The organism is Desulfosporosinus acididurans (assembly GCF_001029285.1).
GTDB lineage: Bacteria > Bacillota > Desulfitobacteriia > Desulfitobacteriales > Desulfitobacteriaceae > Desulfosporosinus > Desulfosporosinus acididurans.
Map to the genome: position 1 here is coordinate 73,549 of NZ_LDZY01000016.1, position 25,619 is coordinate 99,167.

At 40.9% G+C, this 25,619-nt stretch carries 18 protein-coding genes and 1 riboswitch; of the genes, 4 read left to right on the top strand and 14 right to left on the bottom strand.

Annotation, left to right across the window (positions count from 1 at the left end):
• Positions 1-93: 93 nt before the first annotated feature.
• A complete protein-coding gene (locus tag DEAC_RS18905) occupies positions 94-2,820 on the bottom strand; it encodes a molybdopterin-dependent aldehyde oxidoreductase (protein ID WP_047811640.1) in 2,727 nt (908 codons plus the stop codon).
• A 420-nt stretch (positions 2,821-3,240) separates the two neighbouring features.
• On the opposite strand from DEAC_RS18905, the gene DEAC_RS18910 reads away from it, so the two are divergent.
• Positions 3,241-4,263: a molybdopterin-binding protein gene (locus DEAC_RS18910; protein ID WP_047811641.1), complete on the top strand. Its 1,023-nt coding sequence runs from the start codon at positions 3,241-3,243 to the stop codon at positions 4,261-4,263.
• A 342-nt stretch (positions 4,264-4,605) separates the two neighbouring features.
• Complete coding sequence (locus tag DEAC_RS18915; RefSeq protein WP_047811642.1) at positions 4,606-6,477, top strand: sigma-54-dependent Fis family transcriptional regulator; 1,872 nt, start codon at positions 4,606-4,608, stop codon at positions 6,475-6,477.
• Between the two features lie 100 nt (positions 6,478-6,577).
• On the opposite strand, the gene DEAC_RS24615 is transcribed toward DEAC_RS18915, so the two are convergent.
• The 3 genes from DEAC_RS24615 to DEAC_RS18925 all read right to left on the bottom strand — a co-directional run bounded on the left by DEAC_RS24615 (position 6,578) and on the right by DEAC_RS18925 (position 9,343).
• Positions 6,578-6,712: a hypothetical protein gene (locus DEAC_RS24615; RefSeq protein ID WP_282433319.1), complete on the bottom strand. Its 135-nt coding sequence runs from the start codon at positions 6,710-6,712 to the stop codon at positions 6,578-6,580.
• Between the two features lie 136 nt (positions 6,713-6,848).
• Positions 6,849-7,652 carry a glutamate racemase gene (gene murI / locus DEAC_RS18920; protein ID WP_047811643.1) on the bottom strand — a complete coding sequence of 268 codons (804 nt, stop codon included), beginning with the start codon at positions 7,650-7,652 and terminating at the stop codon, positions 6,849-6,851.
• A gap of 116 nt (positions 7,653-7,768) precedes the next feature.
• A complete protein-coding gene (locus DEAC_RS18925; RefSeq protein ID WP_047811644.1) occupies positions 7,769-9,343 on the bottom strand; it encodes an APC family permease in 1,575 nt (524 codons plus the stop codon).
• 457 nt (positions 9,344-9,800) lie between these two features.
• A riboswitch (cyclic di-AMP (ydaO/yuaA leader) is annotated at positions 9,801-9,947 on the top strand.
• 118 nt (positions 9,948-10,065) lie between these two features.
• On the opposite strand from DEAC_RS18925, the gene DEAC_RS18930 reads away from it, so the two are divergent.
• Positions 10,066-12,072: a KUP/HAK/KT family potassium transporter gene (locus tag DEAC_RS18930; RefSeq protein ID WP_047811645.1), complete on the top strand. Its 2,007-nt coding sequence runs from the start codon at positions 10,066-10,068 to the stop codon at positions 12,070-12,072.
• Between the two features lie 203 nt (positions 12,073-12,275).
• Here the strand turns inward: DEAC_RS18930 and DEAC_RS18935 are convergent, their stop codons facing one another.
• From DEAC_RS18935 to DEAC_RS18975, 9 genes are all read right to left on the bottom strand, one after another.
• Entirely contained in the window at positions 12,276-12,998 is a 723-nt protein-coding gene (locus tag DEAC_RS18935; RefSeq protein WP_047811646.1) for an amino acid ABC transporter ATP-binding protein, read from the bottom strand.
• Positions 12,985-13,659: an amino acid ABC transporter permease gene (locus DEAC_RS18940; protein WP_047811647.1), complete on the bottom strand. Its 675-nt coding sequence runs from the start codon at positions 13,657-13,659 to the stop codon at positions 12,985-12,987. The genes DEAC_RS18935 and DEAC_RS18940 overlap by 14 nt, the downstream gene beginning before the upstream one ends.
• A gap of 92 nt (positions 13,660-13,751) precedes the next feature.
• Positions 13,752-14,555: a basic amino acid ABC transporter substrate-binding protein gene (locus DEAC_RS18945; protein ID WP_053006515.1), complete on the bottom strand. Its 804-nt coding sequence runs from the start codon at positions 14,553-14,555 to the stop codon at positions 13,752-13,754.
• Between the two features lie 371 nt (positions 14,556-14,926).
• Complete coding sequence (gene ligD / locus DEAC_RS18950; protein ID WP_047811679.1) at positions 14,927-17,368, bottom strand: DNA ligase D; 2,442 nt, start codon at positions 17,366-17,368, stop codon at positions 14,927-14,929.
• A gap of 256 nt (positions 17,369-17,624) precedes the next feature.
• Positions 17,625-18,419: a DUF5714 domain-containing protein gene (locus DEAC_RS18955; protein WP_427846280.1), complete on the bottom strand. Its 795-nt coding sequence runs from the start codon at positions 18,417-18,419 to the stop codon at positions 17,625-17,627.
• 135 nt (positions 18,420-18,554) lie between these two features.
• Complete coding sequence (gene mscL, locus DEAC_RS18960) at positions 18,555-18,995, bottom strand: large conductance mechanosensitive channel protein MscL (protein WP_047811649.1); 441 nt, start codon at positions 18,993-18,995, stop codon at positions 18,555-18,557.
• A 43-nt stretch (positions 18,996-19,038) separates the two neighbouring features.
• Entirely contained in the window at positions 19,039-19,500 is a 462-nt protein-coding gene (gene bcp, locus DEAC_RS18965; protein ID WP_047811650.1) for a thioredoxin-dependent thiol peroxidase, read from the bottom strand.
• A gap of 433 nt (positions 19,501-19,933) precedes the next feature.
• Positions 19,934-21,214: an alkyl/aryl-sulfatase gene (locus tag DEAC_RS18970; RefSeq protein ID WP_047811651.1), complete on the bottom strand. Its 1,281-nt coding sequence runs from the start codon at positions 21,212-21,214 to the stop codon at positions 19,934-19,936.
• 326 nt (positions 21,215-21,540) lie between these two features.
• Positions 21,541-22,080 carry a GNAT family N-acetyltransferase gene (locus DEAC_RS18975; protein WP_047811652.1) on the bottom strand — a complete coding sequence of 180 codons (540 nt, stop codon included), beginning with the start codon at positions 22,078-22,080 and terminating at the stop codon, positions 21,541-21,543.
• A gap of 375 nt (positions 22,081-22,455) precedes the next feature.
• Here DEAC_RS18975 and DEAC_RS18980 point away from each other — a divergent pair, with 375 nt between their 5' ends.
• The gene (locus DEAC_RS18980; protein ID WP_047811653.1) at positions 22,456-24,330 is read left to right on the top strand and encodes a cyanophycin synthetase family protein; all 1,875 of its coding nucleotides are present in this window, start codon (positions 22,456-22,458) and stop codon (positions 24,328-24,330) included.
• A 103-nt stretch (positions 24,331-24,433) separates the two neighbouring features.
• Here DEAC_RS18980 and DEAC_RS18985 read toward each other — a convergent pair whose 3' ends face one another.
• Positions 24,434-25,522 (bottom strand): sulfite oxidase, encoded by a 1,089-nt coding sequence (locus DEAC_RS18985; protein ID WP_047811654.1) that lies wholly within the window; start codon positions 25,520-25,522, stop codon positions 24,434-24,436.
• Positions 25,523-25,619: the final 97 nt, after the last annotated feature.

A 25,619-nucleotide genomic window follows, 5' to 3' on the forward strand; every position in this document is an offset into this window, starting at 1 on the left:
TGGGGCTTCTTAGCCCTGATAAAGCAGGGAACCTGCCATCACTAAGCATGTTCAGGTTCCCATACCTTGCTTCGGTGGGGGTAGAGTACACTCTTAACCTTTAGCCTGAAGGCCGGCAAGTACTTTTTCCGGACGGGCGGGTAAATGCGTTACCCGAACACCACAGGCATTATAGATAGCATTAATAATAGAAGCATGGGGTGAGGTCAAAGGCAGTTCTCCTGAACCTGCGGCGCCAAAGGGGCCATTGGGGCGATAAGTTTCAACATAGAGAAGTTCAATATCATCAGGAACATCCTTGATAAAAGGCAGACCCGCACCGATGAGATCAGAGTGTTTCTTCAGGTCTTCAAAATCTTCGCTCAGAGCCAGGCCAAGGCCTTGAACTAACCCGCCGTAAAGCTGCCCATCCACAACCAGCTTATTGGCAATCTTGCCGACATCGGCAACCATTGTCATCTTGACAACGTTTGTTTTGCCGGTTGTAATATCGACTTCAACTTGTGATAAGAAGGCTCCGTACATATAGACAGCAAAGGGATTGCCTTGTCCTGTCTCCACATTACACTCTGAGGCAGGAGCAGTCCAGGCGCCTTGGAAGAACACCGGCAGATTTTCGGCAATCATTTCTTCATAAGTTCGAAAGGTTCCGTCCTCTTTCTTAATCCCTTGCAGCAGCGCTTCACATGCAACCCGAGTGGCATTTCCGACTAAGACTTGTGAACGGCTTCCTCCAGCAGGCCCACTGTTGGGGGTTCTCTCCATATCATTCATCACAAGCTTAATGTTTTCCGGTTTAATTCCCAAGGGACGCAGAGCTTCATGGGCTGTGGCCAGTGATCCCATATCAGCTCCCTGACCGTGATCTTCCCAGGACGTGTAAACCGTTACACCGGTTGCCGTTAGTTCCACATTCACTGCAGCACTGTCTGCCCCGTCTAAGCCTGACCCATAGACTCCAATCGAGATGCCAATTCCGCGTTTTTTATTGGGTTCTGCTGGCGGCTGTTTAGCCCATTCTTTTGCTTGATCGTATTTAGGTTTAAGTTTATCCATAATCTCAACTAAACAATACACATCAGGTTCACAGCCGGTAGGTGTTGTATCACCGGGCCGATAGACATTTTTATAGCGCAGGTCAAAAGGATCCATACCCAGCTTTTCGGCAAGTTCATCCAGCAAAACTTCAGACGAGAAAAGGCTTTGCGGTGAGCCATACCCTCTGAAGGCTGAACCCCAGGCATGGTTGGTGCAAACCGTTCGGCCAAAGCCGCGGATGTTGGGAATATTGTAACCACTGCCAATGAATTGGGAGCCTCTTATGGTAAGCAGATCGCCAAATTCGGAATATGGGCCGTGATCTACGGACCAATCAGATTCCATGGCAATTAATTTGCCCTCTTTAGTTGCTCCATATTTAAGATTAATAAAGAAGGGGGAACGTTTTCCGGTGTAGGTCATCTGCTGATAATAATCAAACTCCAGGTATACGGGCTTGCCTGTGGCAACTGCCGCAACTCCTAACAAAGCTTCGATGGTTGGGCTGAACTTATAGCCGAAAGTTCCGCCGGCGTTGTTTTGAACTAATATCAGTTTTTCAGACTCAATTCCTATGCCCGCACAAATCATAGCCTGATGGAGATGGATTCCGATACTTTTCGAATGGATGATTAGTTTACCATCTTCATCGAAAAAGGCGTAGCCGACATCGGGCTCAATGGGCATATGGGGCTGACGTCCAACATAAAAGTCGTCTTCCACAACGACATCTGCTTTTTCCAGCAGAGGTGCGGTATCTTCACCCTTAACAACCTTCGTTTCAAAATAGATATTTGGGGTTCCAGGATGAATCTCGATGGCATCGTCAGCCATGGCCGCCGGAGCACTCATATATTCCGGCAGCAATTCCAGGTCCACTTTAACCTTTTCCACTGCGGCTTGAGCATGTTCCGCAGTATCGGCTGCAACGATAGCTATCGCATCACCAAATTGGAACACTTTTTTATCGCAAAGGATCGGGCGGTCCCAGCCGTCACCTTTATTCGTCGGAAAAGTAATTAAACCCGTAATTTTGTTTTTGCCCACGACATCTTTGGCTGTAATAACTCTGTAGACACCAGGCATTTTTTCTGCTTCCGAAGTATCTATAGAAAGAATATTGGCATGAGAAACTTTGGCCTGAACCAGTTTCAGCTGCAAGGTTCCGCACGGCAATTTGTGTCCGGCGTCAGCGCCAAAATCCCAAGTCCCGGTAACCTTAGCCAATGCAGACGGACGAATATAGTTACTACCCCAAATTCGGCCGTCTTCAGGTAATTTGCACCATAACTCTTCCGTGGTAACTTCTCCCCTCATTAAACGAGCGGCATCCATAACTGCGTCTACTAAAGGCTTATACCCTGTGCAGCGGCAGGCATTTCGATGCTTTTGAAACCAATCCCGAACGTCCTCTCTTGAAGGGTTTGTATTTTCTTCCAAGAGCTGCTTAGCCGATACAATAAATCCGGGGCTGCAGAAGCCACATTGAGCAGCACCGTGAATCATCCAGGACAGTTGTAAAGGATGCAAATGTTCTTTAGTCCCTACGCCTTCAATAGTTGTGATTTCCGCATGATCGGGAATTCGTTTCATTTTTGTAACACAGGAGCGAATAACCTTTCCATCCACGATCACGGAACAGGCGCCGCATTGTGCTTTGCCGCATCCGATTTTAGTTCCAGTCATATGCAGTTGTCCACGCAATACATTTGCCAGGGTAGCTTCCCCATCGACAATTAAAACTTGAGAGCTTCCGTTAATAATTAAGTTCTTTTTAAGCAATTTTTTCTCTCCTTTATGGTTAATTAAACCTAAAAATTATATTCCATCCATTTCCACCAATATTCATCCGTATTCTACCAGTAAGTTTTTCCCTCCAAAACAACGCTTAGTCAACTGAAAATTTCCTCCCACCCCTTTTTTCTTAAAATGAGAACTTTTAATAATTTTTGTGTAACTTTAGTGTTTTTGTTCCTTTACACTAGGTTTAATTGCAAGATTTGTGCCAATAATTTTGTGAATTTATAACTACCTTATTTTAATGAAAATTCCGGCTTGATCTCATATAAAGAATACGATACCATAAAAGACAACCAGTATTCTTTCCCTCCGCCGCCTTATAACTTCTGAAAGTTTTAGTTTAACTCCATGGTGCGTGGCTTTAAGCCCTCCTTTCCCTAGCACAAATTGGAGGTTTTCACAATGGAAAAAATCAAGGTTCAAGATTCTGTTGGCGCTGTCTTAATTCATGACATGACTCAAATTATTCCTGGTGTCACAAAAGGTCCGCGATTTCGCAAGGGACATGTCGTCCGTGAAGAAGATATCCCTATTCTGCTGAGCATGGGAAAGGAACACATTTATGTTTGGGATCAAAATCCCGGTCTGATTCATGAGAATGAAGCAGCAGACCGACTTGCTAAAGCGGCTTGCGGACCGGGACTCACCCTTGACGAACCCAAAGAAGGAAAAATCACATTCACCGCCGCCCACGACGGACTCCTTTATATCTCTGAAGACGGTATTCTAGCCTTAAATTCCTTGGAATACATTATCCTTGCTACGCTTCACAATCATCGTCCTGTCAAAAAAGGCACTAAGGTTGCCGGTACTCGTGTTGTTCCTCTGATGATTGACGAGAAGGTGATCCTAGAAGCTGAACGAATTGCCAAAACGTTTTCAACCCCGCTCCTTGAAGTTCGTCCTTTGAAATCATTCAAAGTGGGCATTGTCACTACAGGCAATGAAATCTATCATGGAAGAATCCAAGATAAGTTTGGCCCTGTCCTCCGTGCCAAAGTCGAAGCTTGGGGCTCTGAAGTACTGAAGCAAACTTTTGCCAGCGATGATATCTCTCTGATTCAAAACTCTATCCAAGATCATTTAGATCAGGGTGCGGACATGATCCTGGTCAGCGGCGGTATGTCGGTAGATCCGGATGATGTAACACCCACAGCCATCAAAGAAATGGGCGCGGAGCTCATCTCCTATGGTGCTCCTGTTTTGCCCGGCGCCATGTTTTTAGTGGCCTATATTAATGATGTTCCGATTCTGGGATTACCTGGATGTGTTATGTATTCTAAGACGACTGCATTTGACCTGTTTGCTCCACGTCTGCTGACTGGAGAGCGGCTGTCACGCCGTGATATCGTCAAGGCAGGTCATGGCGGGCTTTGTCTTGACTGTCCTGTCTGTTCTTACCCTCATTGTTCCTTCGGCAAGTGAATAAGTCGTGCACATAATCTGTCAAGAACTTCAAAGCCCAACCTTCTGAAATTCTAAGTTGGGCTTTTGAGGTTTCATAAAGGCTATGTCATTCAGTTTTCACCATATTATTATTACAAAATAATTTATTTTTATTAAAATTAATAAAACTTAAGTTCAAATGGTCTTAATATAATAGTTTGAAAAATAAAAATGTTCCATTTCTGATCTTAGTGTTCATTATTAGTGTTCCAAAATGGAACGTTTTAATTAGTATTGCATAGTTGTTTGTTTAGAATATTTGTGTTATTCTGTCAAGATAAGATCCTCATCAACTTTAATGCTAGAGAGAGGGGAAAGAGTATGAGCAACCATTGGAATCGTTTCATCAATGGGGAGAGCGTCGAATCGGAAGTAACTCCTTCCATCTATCGTTCCTGGCAGCGAAGTATTGAATTTCAAGTTGATCATAGGCTAATTACGAATCAGGATATTCTCTCAAAGCCCCGTCTTACAGAGCGTCGTGAAGCCCAAGAATCATTAATCCGAGCCGGCGAAACAGTTTTGCCTTATATCTTCAGTTTGTTGGGAAGCAATAAATATACAGTATTGCTTTGTGACAACGAGGGATATATTATCGAAGCTACCGGCGATGATTCTTTTATGAGTAAAGCCCAAAAAGTATATCTAAGTCCCGGAGCCAGTTGGCGTGAAGAAATAAGAGGAACCAACGCCATCGGAACTGCACTCCGAGATAATGCCCCCATCTCTGTTTTTGGTTGGGAACATTTTGTACGTGACAATCATTTTTTGGCATGCTGGGCAGCCCCAATTCAAAACACAGCAGGAGCACCTCTCGGCGTTTTTGATATTAGCGGTGAAGTCGCTGAAGATCGTGAAAAAATCCTCAGAATTGCTCGGATGGGGGCAAGCATGATCGAAAAAAATCTACAGCTTCTTGAGTTACAAGATCAACTGGAATTTTATCAAGAAGGTGCAAAGTTAGCCTCATCACTTTTAAATCAGGGATTTCTAGCTATTGATCGAAACGGGATCATTACAAACATCAACACTTTAGGGGCTGCACTTCTCGGGCGCAAACAAGAGGAAATTATCGGACAGCTTGCCGCAGATATTTTTAGTTCACCCAAAGGTTGGATGTTAAGCGGGCGTTCCTTAAACCTGAAAATAAAAAATAGCTACGGAAATGAGATATCTTCCCATCTGAAACAGGTTATTAATGATAAAGGCTATTCGTTAGGTGCAGTAGGGACTCTTCAAGTTACAACAGAATCATCTGCTGTGACCAATAACACCTTATGGATTGGGCATGGTGAGAATACTCAGCGAACCTTGGCAAGGGCTTCCAAAGTTGCTGCCACTCACTCATCCGTACTAATTCACGGAGAAAGTGGAACCGGAAAAGAAATTATCGCCCAGACAATCCATCAACTTAGCCCACGACGAGATGGGCCCTTTATTGCTCTAAATTGTGCTTCACTGTCTTCTTCACTTGTTGAAAGTGAGCTTTTTGGGTATGTCGAAGGCGCCTTCACCGGAGCACGCCGTGGTGGAAATCCCGGAAAATTTGAATTAGCGGACAAGGGAACCATTTTCTTGGATGAAATCGGCGATATGCCCTTAAATGTACAGGTAGCCCTACTTCGCGCACTTCAGGAAAAAGAAGTCTGCCGAATCGGAGATACGAAAACAAAGAAAATTGACGTACGAGTTATTGCAGCATCACACAAAGATCTTTCCGCTCTTGTGGCAAGTAAGCGTTTTCGACTTGACTTGTACTATCGTTTGAAAGTTGTGACTTTAGATTTACCTCCGCTGCGCGAACGGGTGGAAGATATTAGAGATTTAGTCCCCCATTTCATTCACAAAGCCAGTACGTCCTTTGGAATTCAAGTCATCGGAATTCAAGAAGAAGTATATCCTTACTTGCTGGCCCAAAAATGGCCGGGTAATGTCCGTGAACTCGAGAATTGCATTGAAAGTATGGTTGCACTCGCCGAAGGTCCCATTTTAACCGTTGCAGATCTACCCGATGAATTTAAACAAACTGGCACACAAACTGAACCTGAACCTTTACTTGAGCAACAGACTAAACATGCAATCCTCTATGCACTTACTCAAACCAAAGGAAAAATAGCTCCGGCTGCCAAACTTCTCGGTATTGGAAGGAATACCCTCTACCGAAGGATGAAAGAAATGAATATACACATATAAGAAGTTCTTCTTCAGTTGAAAATAACAACAATTGATTACAAAAACATCCCAGAGACCTGGTATCTCTAGGATGTTTTTGTAATTTTGCCCACTTATTCAATTAGTGAATCGTATCAGTGTTTTTGGAAGTGACACGAAACAATTTGTATCCAACACTTGGTACATTGTAATTACGGATAAGATTCAAGTGATTGGAACCATTGTATTTTGTTACGTTCGTAGAGCGATTGTTCATTAAACGATAACCTCCTATTGCAAATTATTGTTAAAGTTATATAGCAAAATATACTTATATACTTTCTCAATAACTTTAAATATAGTATGGTAAGTTTTATGAATTTTTAGAGTAATGGAGGCCAACAAATTTTGGTTCAGCCCCTTGTATTAGCCATTAATATATTAATGTCATCTAATCTATTAAATAATTTGCTATAGTTATCTAATAACGCTTTCTCTTTAACTCTTAATCCAGAGTTATAAAAAATTATATTGCCATTTCCTTCGTTTGTGGAGTTCATTTCTTCCAAAGTTCGTTTTAAGTTTCTCACAGTTCCTATGTTTCCATCAATTATATTAGTATTTGATGGTAGTACTTTCCTGAACATATCTTTATAAAAAGAAAAATGAGTGCAACCTAAAACTATAGTTTCATAGTTGCTTAAATCAAATTTTGATAATTGTTCTTGAAGGTAAGGTAATACTTTTTCTTCACTAAACTCAAATCCTTCGGAAAATTGGACTAACCCTGAAAGTGATAATAAATCAACAATATGTTCATTATCTAATTTTGTAATAAGATTTTGTAGTTTGTCTTCCTTTAGAGTCAAAGCGGTGGCTGTTACCAAAATCCGTTTCGTTACATCTTTATTTTTCTCAAAGGCTGGTTTTACAGCAGGCTCCATTCCTATAATTGGAATATCAAATTTAGACCTCAAATCATCGATTGCCACACTTGTAGCAGTATTACAGGCAATAACTATTGCTTTAACTCCTTGTTGGGCAATAAATTCTATAGCATTAAGAACATATTGTTTAACTTCGTCTTTCGGCTTCGGCCCATACGGAACATTTAATGTATCCGCATAGTATAAATAATCCTCATTGGGCAACATTTTAAGTGCCTCATATAATACTGTAATACCTCCCACCCCAGAATCAAAAAAACCTATTTTCATCTCTAGCCTCCAAAATAACGATTATTGGTCTCATATCCGTTCTATTCCAGGATCTGTACTGACCTGTATTGGCATTCACCATACTTTATCAGTGTGTGCCCAAGGTATCGTTAATCTTAATACTCACCGTTAGCGATTTGACGGCTGGTATCATCTATTTCTTCGGTTCGATATCCGGAATGCAGACCCCACATAAAGGCTAATAGACTAACAATAGCAAAAACGATTGTATCGTAAGGAGCAGGAATGATGTTCTTGCCTCCAAATGATTTACTGCCAGCGTATGAAAAGACTATAATGAAGACTAAATACACGGCGAGCCACAGACCAGAACGGATATGACGGGACCGAAAATTTCCTTTGCAGTAATAATAGAAATAAATCAAAAGACCGACGACGACAGATCCCAGGGCGTAGCCGGTATTGGGCCAACCGGTCCAGTAAACGATTAGCCCGGCAACGATAAAGGCCAGAGGGGATAGAACAGATAAGCCAAAAATGTTGATGGGTCGCGGAATTTCCGGGGCTGTGCGTCGAAGGACGCTGGTAGCTACGGGTCCCAGAAGGTAACTGATTACTCCTGTAACCGAAACGAAAGCGATAATTTTATTCCAGGAAGAAAAAGGAAGGAGAGTAAGCAGGCCGACGATGAGGTTAAAGTATAAAGCATTAACAGGGATGCGCCATTTGGGATGGATTTTGCTAAATAGTTTAGGCATGTAGCCATTTTCTGCCATAGCATAAATTCCTCGAGCGGTAGACGCAGTGTAGACCAGGCCTGTTCCCGCCGGAGAGATCATTGCATCGGCTTGCAGGACAATCGCTAACCAGCCGATGTTGACGGCTGCGGCCAGCTGAGCGAAAGGAGCATCCAAACTCAAAGAAGACCAGCCTTTGCTCAACATTGCAGGAGTGAGACTTCCTACGAAAGCTATTTCCAATAAAACATAAATACCGACACAGATAAGAACCGTCAGGATAAGGGCAAGCGGCAGATCTCGCTTTGGATTACGGGATTCCCCCGCTAATTCCACCGGCTGACGGAAGCCCTGGAGGGAGAAAATGATCCCCGAACTACCGACCGCCATCAAGGTCGAGGAAAATCCACTGGGGAAAAATCCCCCATGACTGGTAAAGTTGCTGCTATGAAAACCAAAAGCCATGATTAAGACAGCCGTTAGAACAGGAATAACAAATTTGATCCAGGTAATACTTGTATTAACACGAGCAAAGAGTTTTACACCAAAGTAATTGAGAATGAAAAAAAGCACCGTTAGAAGAATGGAGACTAAAAGACCGCTCAGAGTAAGCAATCCTGTATTAGTATTATAGAGAATATGTACAAAATTATTGGCATATTGGGTGATCGCTTCAGCCTCAGCAGGTGGAGTAGCAACCCAGCTTAACCATCCTCCCCACCCTATGATAAAGCTGACCAGGCTTCCATGAGAATATTGTGGGTATCGGACTGTGCCTCCAGCTTCCGGAAGCATCCCCCCTAACTCAGCATAAACTAGGGCCATGAGAATGACGGCTATACCACCCACAATCCAGGAGATTATGGCTGAGGGCCCGGCAACTGCTGCCGCAGCTTGAGAGGCTAGGAGCCAGCCAGAACCGATAATGCCGCCTACTCCGGCAAATGTTAAATCTAAAAGAGATAAATCACGTTTTAATTTTGATTGTTGCATTTTGCAAAACATCCTCCTCAAGCTTGATCCAATCGTAAGACTCCCACTTCTATAAGCTGGAATAATTCATTGGGATGGATAGAAAATCTTAGTACAAGAGCTATTAGTGATCATTTTTAATATTTTGCGTATTTCACCTTCTTATAAACATTTTTCGAATATTTTTTCATGATTTACACTGATAATAACAAATTATATTATAATTTATAAATTTTAAAGTTTAAAGCTTAACCAGTATAACCCAATCGTTGGATATTGGCAAAACTTATAGAAACATCCCCCATCAAAAGATGATTTGGGATTAAGCAAATCGAAGAACAATGCAGATTTAATACGCATAACTAATTATGATAAAAGTACCTCTGAATAATGAGCTTGTTAGGAGAATATTCGCTGTAAATACCCCATTATGGTGCTATATATTCTGGTATTAAAGGATTAATATTATTAACAGTTATATAAACAATCGCTGAATTCTTAGGAAGCGGGGGAACCATATAAGGGCTATTGATTTAGCCCAATGGGGTGAATCACAGCGTGTGACGGGTTATTTCTTTCGACCCGAATCCGACAGCTAACCTCGCAGGCGTTGAAAGGAGGGGGAAAACAAACCATACCAGCTGGTTTGTTTACATACTTTTATACACTGACCCCAAATGGGGTTTTTCTTTTGGTATTAATCAGACAGAGCTAAACTATAAAGTGATATGAAAGGATAGATAATGGAAAAGGAATTGCATTTCTGTAAAGAACGACCATTAACTATTGCGGGTATGCTCGTAACCATCGGTGTTGTTTATGGTGATATTGGTACATCACCCTTATATGTAATGAAGGCGTTAATTGAAGGAAACGGACAATTAAATTCAATAACCAACGAGTTTATATACGGTTCCATTTCCCTTATTTTCTGGACTATTACCTTACTTACTACTATTAAGTACGTCCTTATCACACTTAGAGCAGACAATCATGGGGAAGGTGGCATCCTCGCACTATATTCACTAATCCGAAGAAGACGTGCTTGGTTTATTGTCCCGGCTATGATTGGGGCAGCAGCCCTTTTAGCAGACGGTATTTTAACTCCGGCAGTTACCGTCACAAGTGCAGTAGAAGGATTAAAATGGATTCCCGCCTATACTAATAATTTTGGTTCAAATCAATCCACCGTAATTATAATTACCATTTTTATTCTTTGCGTTCTATTCCTCCTGCAACGTTCCGGGACCGAGATATTAGGACGATTATTCGGACCAATTATGCTTTTATGGTTTCTTATGCTGGCCGTTCTGGGCATAATTCATATTTCAGGGAACCTGAATATACTGAAATCACTATCTCCATACTATGGAATTAAATTGTTGTTTAGTGATCAAAACAAAGCTGGGTTTGCGATCTTGGGCAGCGTATTCTTGGCCACTACAGGTGCTGAAGCATTGTATTCCGATCTAGGGCACGTTGGACGGAAAAACATTTACGGAACTTGGCCTTTCGTTAAAATCTGCCTGCTTCTGAACTATTTCGGGCAAGGGGCTTGGGTGCTGCAGATTAAAGATAACCCTGGAATGCAGCATATGTTTGATTTTAATCCTTTTTTTGGTCTGATTCCGGAAAACTTTCGTATTATTGGTGTCATTTTAGCAACTCTTGCAGCGATTATTGCTTCTCAAGCTTTAATTAGTGGATCCTATACACTCGTTTCAGAAGCAATTAAATTAGATTTATTGCCGAGATTAAAGATTCATTATCCGGCTTTGTCAAAAGGTCAAATGTACATTCCAATCGTCAATCACCTTTTGATGCTTTCTTGTATCGGAGTGGTTCTATACTTCCAAACTTCTTCACACATGGAAGCAGCCTATGGATTAGCAATTACAATTACGATGTTGATGACTACAATCTTGTTGTTCAATTGGCTTATTAAGAAAAGGGTATCCCGGTTGCTCTCACTTCTCGTGCCCATTATTTTTGGTACAATAGAAACTTGTTTTTTCCTTTCAAGTGCAGCGAAGTTTTTTCGCGGCGGTTTTATAACAGTGTTTATTGCTGCCCTAATTTTAATACAAATGATTTTATGGTATAAAGCGACTATTTTTGAAAAAATGGTGATAAAAGAAGTTTCACTGAAAGATTATATTGATAAACTTGGAATGCTTAGAAATGATGAACATTTTCCGATATATGCTACGAACCTGGTTTATTTAACCAATAAGTCCAAACCAGGAAAAGTAGACAAGGAAATTATTTACTCGATTTTGGATAAAAGGCCAAAAAGAGCAGAAGTTTATTGGTTTATCAATGTTCAGGTCACCGATGAACCGAGGTCTATGACCTATACTGTTGAAAACTTTGGCACCGATTATGTTTTTAAGATTCAACTTCGTTTAGGATTTAGGGTTGAACAAAAAGTGAGCAGGTATTTAAGACAAATTGTAACCGATCTTATGAAGTCACACGAAATAAAAGAACAATTGCAATTATATGCTACAAATGATATCAATCGTAACATTGGGGATTTCTGTTTTGTTTTAGTACGCGAAGAACTGGCTAATGATAACAGCCTACCTTTATATAAACAACTTATTATGCAATTTAAACTTCGCTTAAAGAAAATTACAGTTTCTCCCGTAAGTTGGTTTGGACTGGAACATACTGATGTGAAGGTTGAGCATGTTCCTTTACGTTTAGGAACCCCCAAGCAAATTAAGCTTAAAAGAGAATCCAGATAAACAAAATTTGAGTTTTATGACTAATTTCTTATATTGATCCTCAGTCTATTCTAAATTTAATATGCTACCCAAAAGCACAGGCAAAACTTGCCTGTGCTTTTGGGTAGGTTAACTTTTCGATAAGAAAGCTTTAATCAATCTAACTACTCCCACTTGTAAAAGTGGGAGTAGTTCTGAGTACACACGAATTTCAATCGATAAATTTAAAGTATTTTACTTAAAAACAATTTTGTTCTTTCTTCCTTAGGGTTGTTAAAAATTTCATTAGGGGTATTTTCTTCAACTATCACTCCATCATCCATAAATAAAACCCGATCACCGACTTCACGGGCAAAGCCCATTTCATGTGTTACCACTGCCATCGTCATTCCCTCACGAGCTAGATCTTTCATGACAGCGAGTACTTCTCCGACCATTTCCGGGTCTAACGCTGAGGTAGGTTCATCAAATAACATGACTATTGGATTCATTGCCAAAGCCCTGGCAATAGCCACTCTCTGTTGTTGCCCTCCTGAAAGTTGATCTGGATAAGCTCCGGCTTTCTCCTTTAAGCCCACTTTTTCCAATAAAGTAAATGCTCTTTTCTCAGCTTCTTGTTGAGAAACTTTCAAAACTTTGCGCGGTCCGATCGTTATATTTTCCAGTACTGATAAGTGATGGAATAAGTTAAATCTCTGGAATACCATGCCAACTTCTTTACGAACATGACTTAAATTTGTTTTGCTGTGGGTTATTTCTCTATTATTTACAAATATTTGTCCATCTGAGACTTTTTCCAAACCATTCAAGCAACGTAAAAAAGTACTTTTACCTGATCCTGAAGGACCAATGATCACAACTACTTCTTGTGGTTTAATCTCTAAAGAAATATCATGTAGAACCCTATGCTGACCAAAATGTTTGGTAATATTATTAACGTTTATCAATTTGCCACCTTCTTTCTAAATATCCCGAGAGAGCTGTTAGCAGAAGGATAATGATTAAATAGACGGCGGCAATAGCTGTCCAAATTTGTAAAGAGGCAAAGTTTGTGGAAATTATAATCTGTCCGCTTCGGGTAAGTTCAGTCACAGATATAGCCGATAACAAAGACGTATCTTTAATCGTCTGGATAAATTGGTTGACTAGAGGCGGCACCATGCGTTTGAATGCTTGAGGCAAAATTATAAATCTCATCGTCTGAGGTCCGGTCATACCAATACTTAAAGCGGCCTCTGACTGGCCGCGATCCACAGCTAAAATTCCTGCACGAATAATTTCTGTAATATAGGCGCCTTCATTTAATGCCAAGGCTATAATTCCAGCAATTGGTGTAAAATACGGATCAAACCATTTATGCATCGGTAAAATCATAGGGATAGCGAAATAAATATAAAATATTTCTACTAGAAGAGGCAAACCTCGGAAGATATGCACATAAATTTCACCTATCCGACGTAATATCGCAAAACGGGATAATTTTAACAGGGCAAAAGCAAGGCCCAAAACAGTAGCCAAAATAATTGACGCTATAGAATACCAAACGGTTAATTGAGCCCCTTTTATCAACTGGGGCATAGCTGCTGATACTATCTGAAAAAAGTTCACTTATGCCTCATTTCCTCCCTGACGATTTTAAATGAGCGCAGCATTAGCTGCGCTCAACGCATTTGATTTTCAACTAACCATTTTGAAGTCGTTTATTTTTTTATTAAGCCATTGTTATCTGATTTGAAATAATCTCGGTAAATTTTTTCGTATTGTCCGTTCGCTATTAATTTATCCAATCCATCATTAATTTTTTGTAAGAGTTGAGAGTTTTGTTTAGTAACCGCTATACCATAATCTTCTCCTGTCAGAAGGCTGCCTACTACTTTAACATTGCTGTGCCCAGTATTAATGTAATTTAAGTTAACAGGATTATCGAAGACAACCGCTTGGGCTCCGCCATTTTGCAATTCATTATAAGCATCATCAATATTGTTAAATCGCTTAATTTTAATTCCCTGATCTTTAGAAAGCATAATATCAGCTGTCGTTCCTAATTTAACAGCCACCGTCTTGCCCTTGAGGTCGGCAAGGCCTTTGATCGTACTATCATTTTTAACTAAGATTGACAGTCCCGAATGATAATAGGGTTTAGAAAAGTTGACTTGCTGCTCACGAGCCGACGTAATAGTCATGCCGGCTACAGCAACGTCAATCGTTCCGGTTTGAATAGCAGGGATCAGACCTTGGAAATCCATAGTTTGAATAGGATCAGCAATTTTTAAATTCTCTTGAGCAGCGATGGCTTTGATCAAGTCGATATCAAAGCCAGTGACCTTACCATCCTTCATCATCTCAAATGGGGGAAATGTAACATCGGCACCTAACTTAATGACTTCCTGTTGACTTGCACTTTTGCCGGCTGAACTAGACGTACTAGTCGTGCCTGTTGTACCACAACCAACAAGTAATGCCCCTGCCATGATAGCTGCCATTAATACCTTTACTTTGCGCAAAAAAAACTCCTCCTTTATGTTTCTCCATTATTTAAAATATGTTTTCGTATCTGCCACTCTTTTTAGACTATCTTTAAACATTTCTCATCGTTTTGATAGCTTAAAGAATTGCAACCTGATTTATATATTATTTCGTTCTACTTTTATAATTCCCTTCTGTATTTTATTAATTATACATTATACATGCAGCAAAACATGTATAATGTATACACGTTTTGCTTGGTTGCTGTTATATCATTAACTAGAAATTTTCGTTTTTAGTTATTTTTATATCATTTTACTCGATTTATCCTATTTTTTGCATTATATAGTCTATTTCGATTATCGTAAGAAGCTGCTCCGACGTGGATCTCAACTGCACGTGGTCGGTCTCACTTAAGCCGCTGATTATTTTGGAGAAAATCTTGCCAAGGATCACTGCTGTTGATCCTCCGAAGTGCCTCCGCCATATTGACATCGTTAGGTGCTACCGTATCCAGTTCGTCCCAACTAATGGGAATGGACACCCCTGCCCCGGTCCTCGCTCTCAGCGAATAAGGAGCAATGCTGGTAGCACCTCGGCCATTGCGAATCCAGTCGATAAAGATTTTGTTAGTACGCTTGGCCTTTCTCACATTGCTTGTATAGCGGTCAGGCCATTTCTGCTCCATCACTTGGGCCACACGTTTAGCAAAATCGCGAAACGTATCCCAGGCAACAGCAGGTTTTAAAGGTACGACCACATGATACCCTTTACCGCCGCTGGTCTTAAGATAAGAGTTCAGAGAAAGCTCGGCAAGAATAGTCTTTACGTCCCGCACACCTTGGCGCACCCTGCTTAGATCCATCCCTTCATCAGGATCTAAATCAAAGACCATCATATCGGGCTTTTCCAGCTCGTCGACGCGGCTTCCCCAGGTATGAAATTCCAGCGTACCCATTTGGGCTTCGGCGATCAGCCCCGATCTATCATCTATATAGAAGTAATCTTCTGTTTCGCCGTCACTGGTGAATACAGGGATGGTGACAATCCCTTTACTGCCCGGACCGGGATGCTTTTTATAAAAGCAAGTCTGGGAGATGCCCTTGGGACAGCGAACAATGCTGAGGATCCTGCGGCTCACATAGGGCAGCATTCGTTCCGCAACTTGGGCGTAATACCGGATTATGTCCATCTTGGTAATTTCTGAATCAGCGAAGATCACCTTGCCCGGATTACTAATATTGATTCCTTCAATAACGATACAGTCGACGTTTGTTTCCATGACTCTCTCCATTTTGTTGCCAGATGAGGGGTGGTGTATTTCATCACTTGCTTTTTCTCTTTTAATATCCCTAGGATTCTTATCGTTCCGCAGGCCTTTGAAACTGGCCTGTCTTAAGAGATGGTCTGAGGTCCATTCGGCAAATTTAATTTCCGCGATCAGCTCAGGTTCAAGCCAGTTGATTTTTTCCTGGGATCTAGGCTTGGGCGCGATTTGGAATGAAGGCTCCTTTCTCTTTAGACCCGCAAACTGTTCTTCCAGATATTCCTTGTCTGCTTCGCTCAGGCCAGTGCCGGCACGTCCGGCATAGACTAATTCCCCGTCTTCATAGATGCCCAGGAGCAGGGAGCTTACCCCGCTTGTTTTTCTCTCGGAAAGTATATATCCACCAATCACAAATTCCTGCCTTTGCTCGCATTTGAGTTTGATCCAGTCACTGTTTCTTGCCCCGCTATAATTGGAGTCAGCTTTTTTGCCTACAATTCCTTCCATGCCTGCCTCACAGGCAGCGCGAAAACTTTCCTTGCCGTTTTCCCGCACATGACGGCTGTAGTAGAGGTTTCTGGGGGAATCCTTCAGCAACGCTTCCAGCTTTTCCTTTCTGTCAATCAGGCGCTGTCCCCGCAGGTCCAAACCATCCAGCGCTAAAAGGTCAAAGATAATATAGGTTAAGTTTTTGTCCAGGGGATTTTTAAAATAGTTCTGGAGTGCCTGAAAATCAGTCTTGCCCGCTGCGTTCGTGATAACCATTTCACCGTCCAGAATCATCGCTCTGCCGCCAGCCCATTCCACGAGGGAACAGGCGACTTCCCTGAAACGTTTCGTAAAATCATTGCCGTTTCTAGTGATAAGCCGAACGCTGCTCCTTTCAATATATGCCAGTATTCTGTAGCCATCGTATTTTAATTCGTAAAGCCAATCCTCACCCTTTGGAACTGAGTTGACTAATTGGGCAAGCTGCACCCCGGTATTACTGAAGGGGTTCCTCGTACTCTTATCGCCTTCTCCTTCTTTAATCTCCGTCATAGTGCGTCCGGTTCTGATGCTGGTGATAAATTGGCAGATCTTGTCGGAGGCTTTGGCATACTCATCTTTTTCCTTAAGTAACAGCCAGTTTTCCTGTTTCTCGCCTGTTTTCCCTTTTAGACGCACCAGAGCCCACTTCCCTATAAGCCTGCAGCCTTGCAGAACAAACTTCAGCGTTCCTGTACGAAGTCCGTCTGCAACATCCCCATAGGGCTCCCAGAGCCCTTCATCCCAGATCATAACTACTCCCCCGCCATATTCTCCTTTGGGAATCGTCCCCTCAAAGTTCCTGTATTCCAACGGATGCTCCTCCACCCGTATGGCGAGTCTCTTGTCACGGGGATCGAAGGAAGGGCCCTTGGGCACTGCCCAACTTAAGAGAGCTCCGTCCCATTCCAGACGGAAATCATAGTGATCTCTGCGGGCTATATGGTGTTGGACAACAAACCTCAGGCCCTCTTGGGACAATTCTGTTTTCCCTTCAGGTTCTTGGGTTCTTGTAAAGTTCCTATTTTGGTTATAGTTGTTGAGATTTGCCGTCATACAGTTATCCAGTAATTCCTTCTCTTTGTTATTTCTTCTTTTTGTTATTATTTCCAATTGAATTATAAGTATCCTGTAATTCATTTTGTTATTTACTCTGATATGATTAGTTAATTTTTGAAATTTCCAGACAAAAAAATCCCCTCACAATGGAGAGGAAGATAGAGCCTTCTCAAGGATTAAGAATTCGTGAAAAAGATATATAAATAACTGATTAAACAGCCATACTCCTCTGAGAGGTGCACCTAACCTCTTCTCACAACTTAAAATAGGAACATTTGGATGCTCTACATCCGTGAGGATGACGTGAACTTTGGGTACAAACAATAGCTTTACTAGGTACCGGCAAAAGAACATTAAAATACTCTTTGACTATGTTAATCGCTTCACTCAATCCGGTTCTAACGAAGTTCTTACAGCAGCAAGGACCGGTTTCCTCAGCAATCCTAGATACGATTCTTGCGGCAGCTCTCATGGTCATTGCCGTTTCTTGGCCTTTAGGACAAGCTGCACCTAATAAGACACTAAAACAGGCACCAATAGCCGGAACAATGCCACAAACTCCCGTCAGCCCGCAATAACCTCCAATGGCTTGTTTCTTCGTTCGATTCAAGGCTTCCACAATTTGTTCATTTGTAATCCTGATCGTCCCTTCATTCTTAAGCGCGGTCATTAAGGCTCCCGCTGCAATCCAAGCATTTTCACAACCAAGCATAGGTATGTTATCCTGAGCCATCAGAAATTCAGCGATTTCCAAAGGGTTTGCCGAGTCAGTATTCATAAGGCAGTCTTTGACAGCAATATAAAGGCCTTTTCCGTGACATTCATCGCAGACATAGTGATCGTTGGGACAGGAAATGTTGGCTATTTCAGGTTTACCACATTGAATGCAGCTCAGTTCCCGACCTGAATCGAAGTATTCTAAGGGGCTACCGCAAATTTGGCAGTTCTCGGTTTTAGTTTTGTTGTGCTGACCAGCACTGGAAGAACTTCCTCAGCAATCGCTGGAATCTGCGAATACTGGATTAACCGAATTAACAAGATCAATCATAATGATCCTCCCCTATTTTTGATCAAGCTTTATTTCCGATTCGTTCTCATATCTAGTATCTAATACATTCCGCCTTGTGTTAACCTAAACCAACTACAACACGATATTGAGGCTTAACAGCCCGCGGAATTCTTATTACTCATTCAGAATTGCAGTACAATGGGGACATCTTGTAGCCTTGAGGTTGATTTCGGTAATACAATAAGGACAAGTTTTAGTTTTTGGCGGTTCATCTTCAACATCTTTCTTCTTAGTAAAACGATTAACTTGCTTAATAACAATGAAAATGGAAAAGGCGATAATTAAGAAATCAATAATATTATTAATAAACGTACCGTAGTTTATAGTTGCCACTCCGGCCTTCTTGGCCTCATCAATTGTCTTAAAATGTCCACTCCCAAGCACTATAAACAAATTAGAAAAGTCCACTTTACCCAGAAGAATACCAAGCAGAGGCATGATGATATCACTGACCAGAGAAGTTACGATTTTACCGAATGCGCCCCCGATAATCACACCAATCGCCAAATCAATGACATTTCCTTTAAGAGAAAACTCTTTAAATTCCTTCCACATTTTCCGTTATCCTCCCTCTAGTCCAATCTTACTCAAAGTATAATTACAGCTTCCTCAGATCTTCTAAAACCTGCTCTACATGACCCTTAACTTTAACTTTAGGGTAGATTTTCCGGATGACTCCATCTTGATCAATTAGGAAAGTCGTGCGTACGATTCCCATACTCTTTTTACCATACATAGTCTTTTCCTTCCAAACATCATAAGCCTGAATGATCTCTAAATTCGGATCACTAACCAGGATAAAAGGAAGTTGATACTTTTCAATAAATTTGTGATGACTTCCCATGGGGTCTTTACTCACACCAATTACCACAGTGTCATTATTGCTTAAATCTATGTAATGGTCACGAAAATCACAAGCTTCGGAAGTACATCCGGATGTCATATCTTTGGGATAAAAATAAAGGATTATCTTCTTACCGCGAAGTTCTGATAGTTTTACGGGCTGGCCCTGACTCCCTTCAGCAAGAAAATTAGGCGCAATATCTCCCATTTGGAGCATCTTTATCAATCCTTTCTGAATCTGGAAGTAATCTCTTGTATAGAATGTAAATCATCTAACGATAAAACTCAAATCACTAGTCAGTTATCTAAATATGAATATACCCGAAAATTCTCCAATAATTATGTATTTCCTGCGAATCCTAGGTCTAAAAATTATAAAACTCTAAAATTTAGCAAGAAAATACCTCTGTCCTCTGACAGATTATAAATATCATATTGCTTACATGAGGTGTTTTGTAGACTTTCAGTCATATAACACTCAACTTCAATAATCTGCACATTTTGTAAATTAGCGAAGTTGAGCAATCAGATATATATTCATAATACAAATTAACAGTAAAACACTGCCAAGGCTTAATTTTTGGCAGTGTTTTACTTATCCCATCATTTTTGTAGTCTGGCCTGCCACAATTACCGTGCGTTGATCGCGGTTACAAATCAGCGAGCAGTTCCTTGGCACAGGCCAGATAATAGTGACGCCCATTTGCGCTTTGTTCTTGGCGGGCAAGACTGATAAGGCCTTGAGCTTTAAACTTTAGCGCCAATTTATTGGTACTATCTGCGGTAATAATAATATCGGCAAGTTCAAGGGCCCATTGAGCTTCTTCGTTGTCCAGGGCTTGACTGATGGCAGATAAGACAGACTCTATGCCCCCCATGAGAGCAAGGGTCTTCTCAGCACGAGTCCGAATTGGCAAAGGATTGAGCCTAGTAGGATTACCATCAAACCAACCCACATAACCGGCATAGATTCCTCGCACAGACCATGCAACTGTGCCGTAAAATTCGCCAAGATAAGGAAGGTTGGCCCACTTTTCAGGCAGTTTGACGGCCTCTGCCACCTCATCCATAGTCATACCTTGATTCATACATCTAAGGGTTTCTGTGAGAACATAATCAATAGCATCACGAAAGTTAGTTAAAGTATCTGTAACATCATTAGCACCGATGATTGGACGTGTGTGACCAGGCAAAAGATAATTAGCCTGATAAGCAATCAGCTTATCCAACGTGTCTACCCAGGCACTGATATCTCGATACTGGCTGCCTCGGATGGGATAAAGATTGGGCCAGCAACCATAGTAATTATCACCACAGCAAAGTACTTTTTGAACCGGCAGCCAGATAAGTATCTGATCATCAGTTTCCCCCGGGGCTGCCGTAAGTTCAAGAGCGATTCCATCAATATCACGTATGATCTTTTCCTCACTATAAACAGTCGTTGGCGGCAAGAAAGCCCTTCGGCCCTTGCCTTGAACTATACCTTCACGAACGCCGATGCCTTCAGAAATGGCTTCTTCATCGCTGAGTTCATAGCCAAATTGTCTGATGCCACGCTGATTGAGCACGTCCTGCAGGGCATCTATTCGCCCAAGAACCGGCTTAGAAGGTGCAAAGGCAATAATCTCCGGGTTAGAGTCGCTAAAAACACCGGCACCTCCAAGATGATCCGGGTGGCCATGAGTGTAGATGATCGTTTTAACCGGCTTCTCAGTATGCTCGGCAATTATGGCTTTAAGGGCTTCTGCGCGATAGTCGCAGTCAAGAGTATCAATTAGAATGACGGTGTTTTTCCCTATAATAAAACTCGCATTGCTGATGCCATAGCCCATAACATGATAGACAACACCGGGTATTATTTCTGTGACTTGGCATGGGTAGGCTGTTGCTGAAAATTCTTTTAATAATTGTTCACCATCTGGTCGTAACATTACTTGCACCTCTTATTTTATCGATTCAGGACTGATTTAGTTTAACACGTGGACAGCTGTAATGCGACCTGAATTTTATTCAATCGTAAGGCCCCCACTTTTTGTTAGTGGGAGTTGTTTCCATACCTTACTTCAGTGTGGGTAAAGTCCAACCTTCAGCGAGATAGCATTTTATTATGGGCTAATTATATTCCTTTGACAACATTAAAACTGTACCGTGTACAGCAAAATTTTTCACCTCGCGAATAATCGTATGCCCTCCTCCAAGGTAAGAGTCAAGGTTATAGTGAATAAAAATATCGTTGCTGGATCGCAATAGAGAGTAATTAAGGTTTTACTCTACAAAGCCAGATCATGTGATCGTAATTTGATCCCCAATAATCTTTTACTACTTTATGGGGTTCTCCAAATTTCCTTAGCCATCGTTTCTGAGCATTTTTATAGCCACTGTCTAAACAAAACCATTCAATACCTTGTTTCGACAGGTGTTTTAGCATAGTATTAATCAATTCTGAGCCTACGCCTTGACCTTGGTAAGGCGGCAAAATGAATAAACTTCCTAATTCACCAATATCGTTGAGCTGGTTTTCGGTACACTTTTTGATATCTTCACCACATGAACCAAAGGAAATCGTGCCAATAACAGTTCCATTTAGTATAGCGATCATGAAACATAAGGGGTAATTAGATTTATCCAGTGAAGACTTAAGTAATTGTTTCTTATGGGCAATTTCTCTGTGAATATCCTCTTGGCGGTGCCCGAGTCCCTCATTATTAAACGCATCAGGAATTGTTGTCTCAAAAACAAGTGATGCCCCTCTTATCTCAGCTTGTGTAAGAATACTTATCACTAATCCATTTATCATCAACAAACACCCTCTTACAAAATAATCAAACTAATGGTTGTCTCCAAATTTAAGACCTCGTATGAACCATGCCCCAATCTCTCTGCCAAACTATACAATAAAATACCAACACACTACAAGGCTAAAATGCAAAACCATTTTTACTCAGCATTAAGTGAGTTACTTAATCGCACAACTCACAGAAAAGCCGGAGCAGCTGAACTAACTAGAAATATGGAAAAAACCAATATATTCATTTGGATTGTACATAAAATAATAAGCAGAACATACCAGTGTACATCTTTTGTTCTTGGAGATATTAATTTCCAGACACAAATATTCTTTTTATTTTCCAGAATTCTTTACATAATAATTTCAAAACGGAGGGAAAACAATTTGAAAATCATTGGTTCTCAAGTTTTTCAAGGCAAAAATATTTACTCTCATAAAAAATGTATCCGATTGAACTTGGATTTGGAAGGATACAGTGAAATCCCAACGAAAGATATTAAAGATTTTAACAAGACTTTAAAACATATGCTTCCAGAGCTTTCAAAACACCGATGTGGAATTGATGAAGATCAAGGTTTTTATAAGCGGCTTGAAGAAGGAACGTACTTAGCCCATGTATCGGAACATATAATCATAGCCCTCCACAATATGCTTGGTTTAGATGTTAAGTATGGGAAAGCCCGCGAGTTATCAGGAGATCGCTATTATGTTATTTATCAATATGAATATGCCAAAACAGGTTTAGAAGCTGGAAGATTGGCCATTGACCTTATAAATTCCTTAATTGCCGGAGAATCTCTTAACATCGATTTACGGTTTAATCTTTTAAAACAACTTTTAAAAACGGAACAGTTAGGGGAAAGTACATTAGCCATTTGCGAGGAAGCAAAAAAACGTGGTATTCCCATTTTAAGATTAGGCGAAGATCGTATGGTGCAATTAGGTTATGGAAAGTACGCAAAACGAATTCGAGAAACGTTAAATCAGGATATAAAGGAAACTACCGCAACATATCCTGGAAGCAAACGGAATTTGGCTGCACAAATGATCGACCAACTATTCAATGACAGACCGACCTCTATTCCCTTAGTCGCCATAACCGGCACCAATGGTAAAACCACCACCACAAGACTTATCGCACATATACTCTCAATTGCCGGCTATACAGTCGGGATGACAACTACAGATGGAATATATATTAATAAAAGATGCATTTTTAAAGGTGATACAACAGGCCCCCAAAGTGCACTTGCTATACTGAAGAATAAAGATATTGACGCAGCAGTTTTAGAAACGGCTCGCGGAGGAATTATTCGGGAGGGTTTGGCATATGACCTTGCCGACGTTGGAGTAATTACAAATATAACCGAGGATCATCTTGGAATTGACGAAGTTCACACGTTGGACGATTTGGCAAAGGTTAAAGCTTTGGTGGGTGAAGCCGTGAAGAAAGACGGCTTTACCGTGATTAATGGGGATGACAAAATGAGTTTGACTATTATGACGAGATTCAAGAGTCAACTAATCATTTTTTCTCTTCATAAGGATAACAAAGCTCTTCAGACAAATTTAAAAAATGGTGGTTATGGTATCTATAGAGACCAAGATAAATTAGTAGTCCAAAAGGGATCTTCTTCCGTGGTTCTCATGGACATCAAGGATATTGGCATAAGTATGAAAGGTATTCTGATCTATAACGTTCAGAATGCTATGGCTTCCTGTGCAGCCGCAATAGGGCTTGGCATCGATTTAGCTGCAATTAAACTGGGGTTATCCTCATTTAACCATGAGCAAAATCCCGGTCGATTTAATATGTATTTTGCAAATAACAAACGAGTGATTTTAGATTATGGTCATAATAAAGACGGATATTCTTCCGTATTAGAGGGCCTAAAACGAATGAAGTATAAACGTCTCTTTGGCGTAATCGGAGTACCGGGAGATAGAATCGATAAAGATATAATTGACGTGGGTAAATGTGCCGGTGAGAACTTCGATTATATTATTATCAAAGAAGATATAGATAAACGAGGAAGAATAAAGGGCGAAGTTGCTGATCTTCTGGAAAGAGGAGTTCTAGCAACCAACTTCCCTAAACAGAATGTCCTGAAAATTTTAGAGGAAACTGAAGCCTTTAAAGCGGCTTTAGAACGAGCCGAGCCAGAAGATATTATTATTGTTTTCTTCGAAAAATCGGAGCCGCTAATAGACATTATAGAAAGTATGTCGGATAAAATTGAAGCCTTATCTGCTAAATGATAATAAAATGCTGAATCCTATTCATTGGATTCAGCATTTTATTATTACTCTCCCTTCAACGCAGTTCATTCAAAGGTATATTGGACAAATTTATGATGGCTATTTAATGAAGAATTTGAGGAATAGTTATGGCAACTGTGTGGATAGAATTATTTCCATACCCTTTAGCATTCCAAGGTGCTGCTTTTGGTTGTACATTTCCGTTGCTATCATGTGCTCGAGCAAGCACGAAATAATGACCTGGATTTGTAATATTCCAAGCATATTCCCAAAAAGTCCATGTATATTGTCCATGTTCAGGACTGGTTAATTTGGCGACATTCCAGCTCATCCCGTTGTCTACGCTTATTTCAACGTTACTAATCGTACCCTTACCAGTCCACGCTAATCCCCTGACGGAATGTTGACCTGGATGGATAATTTCTCCCTTCGAAGGCCAGGTGATAATAGAGTTGACTTTCATTTCCGTTACCGGTACAGCGTTCGAATAATCTCCTTCATTTGTTAGATAGACATAATCAATTGCCTGGAAAGGACCTTTAAAAGGATTCGATACAAAACCAATCTGTGTAACCCATTTAACATGTGCCATTCCATACCAACCAGGCACAATTAAACGGAGGGGAAAACCATGTTTGTACGGTATTGGTTCATCATTCATTTTTAAGGCTAAAAGGCATTCTCCTAATAAAGTTTTGTCCAGAGGCAGGCTGCGTTCAAAATTTACGGGAGTATCCATATCCGGTCGAATTCCTGAATCTGCTCCTGTAAAAACAATCTCGACAGCGGTATCCTTAGGCTTTATCTGGTCAAGGAGAAATGTTAGCGGAACTCCCGTCCATTTTGCGTTCCCAACGGCACCGAGTTTCCACTGTTCTCCAGGTACAGGAGGTTCAAACATAGCTCTTTTATTGCCTGAGCATTCAATGGTTACAAATTTATCGACCTGGGGCATTTGCTTAAGTTGTTCATAATTAAAATAAAGCGGTCTAGATACTTCTCCGCCAATAGATAATCTCCAGGAGTGCATATCAATGGTTGGATAAGTTAAGTGGCTTCGCGTATAAAACAATTCATTAGGGGTAACCCAAGTTAAAACATTGTTAATCGGCGACTCCAAATTTTCCGGCATTACCTGACGGGGTATCAGACCGGGTTTGTCATTAATGCTTCTTGGCAAATCCTGATTCACGTTAAATACCTCTTTCTAATTTGATAATTGACATTATAATGATCAAGTCTGTCATAAATAATTCATAGGTTTGAATTTGCCATAAATTCTATTGAAT

Bases quoted from the DNA above. Each gene is read 5' to 3' on its own strand.
- DEAC_RS18910 (WP_047811641.1), top strand. From the start codon at position 3,241: ATGGAAAAAATCAAGGTTCAAGATTCTGTTGGCGCTGTCTTAATTCAT.
- DEAC_RS18915 (WP_047811642.1), top strand. From the start codon at position 4,606: ATGAGCAACCATTGGAATCGTTTCATCAATGGGGAGAGCGTCGAATCG.
- DEAC_RS24615 (WP_282433319.1), bottom strand. From the start codon at position 6,712: ATGAACAATCGCTCTACGAACGTAACAAAATACAATGGTTCCAATCAC.
- murI (WP_047811643.1), bottom strand. From the start codon at position 7,652: ATGAAAATAGGTTTTTTTGATTCTGGGGTGGGAGGTATTACAGTATTA.
- DEAC_RS18925 (WP_047811644.1), bottom strand. From the start codon at position 9,343: ATGCAACAATCAAAATTAAAACGTGATTTATCTCTTTTAGATTTAACA.
- DEAC_RS18930 (WP_047811645.1), top strand. From the start codon at position 10,066: ATGGAAAAGGAATTGCATTTCTGTAAAGAACGACCATTAACTATTGCG.
- ligD (WP_047811679.1), bottom strand. From the start codon at position 17,368: ATGACGGCAAATCTCAACAACTATAACCAAAATAGGAACTTTACAAGA.
- mscL (WP_047811649.1), bottom strand. From the start codon at position 18,995: ATGTGGAAGGAATTTAAAGAGTTTTCTCTTAAAGGAAATGTCATTGAT.
- bcp (WP_047811650.1), bottom strand. From the start codon at position 19,500: ATGCTCCAAATGGGAGATATTGCGCCTAATTTTCTTGCTGAAGGGAGT.
- DEAC_RS18970 (WP_047811651.1), bottom strand. From the start codon at position 21,214: ATGTTACGACCAGATGGTGAACAATTATTAAAAGAATTTTCAGCAACA.
- DEAC_RS18975 (WP_047811652.1), bottom strand. From the start codon at position 22,080: ATGATAAATGGATTAGTGATAAGTATTCTTACACAAGCTGAGATAAGA.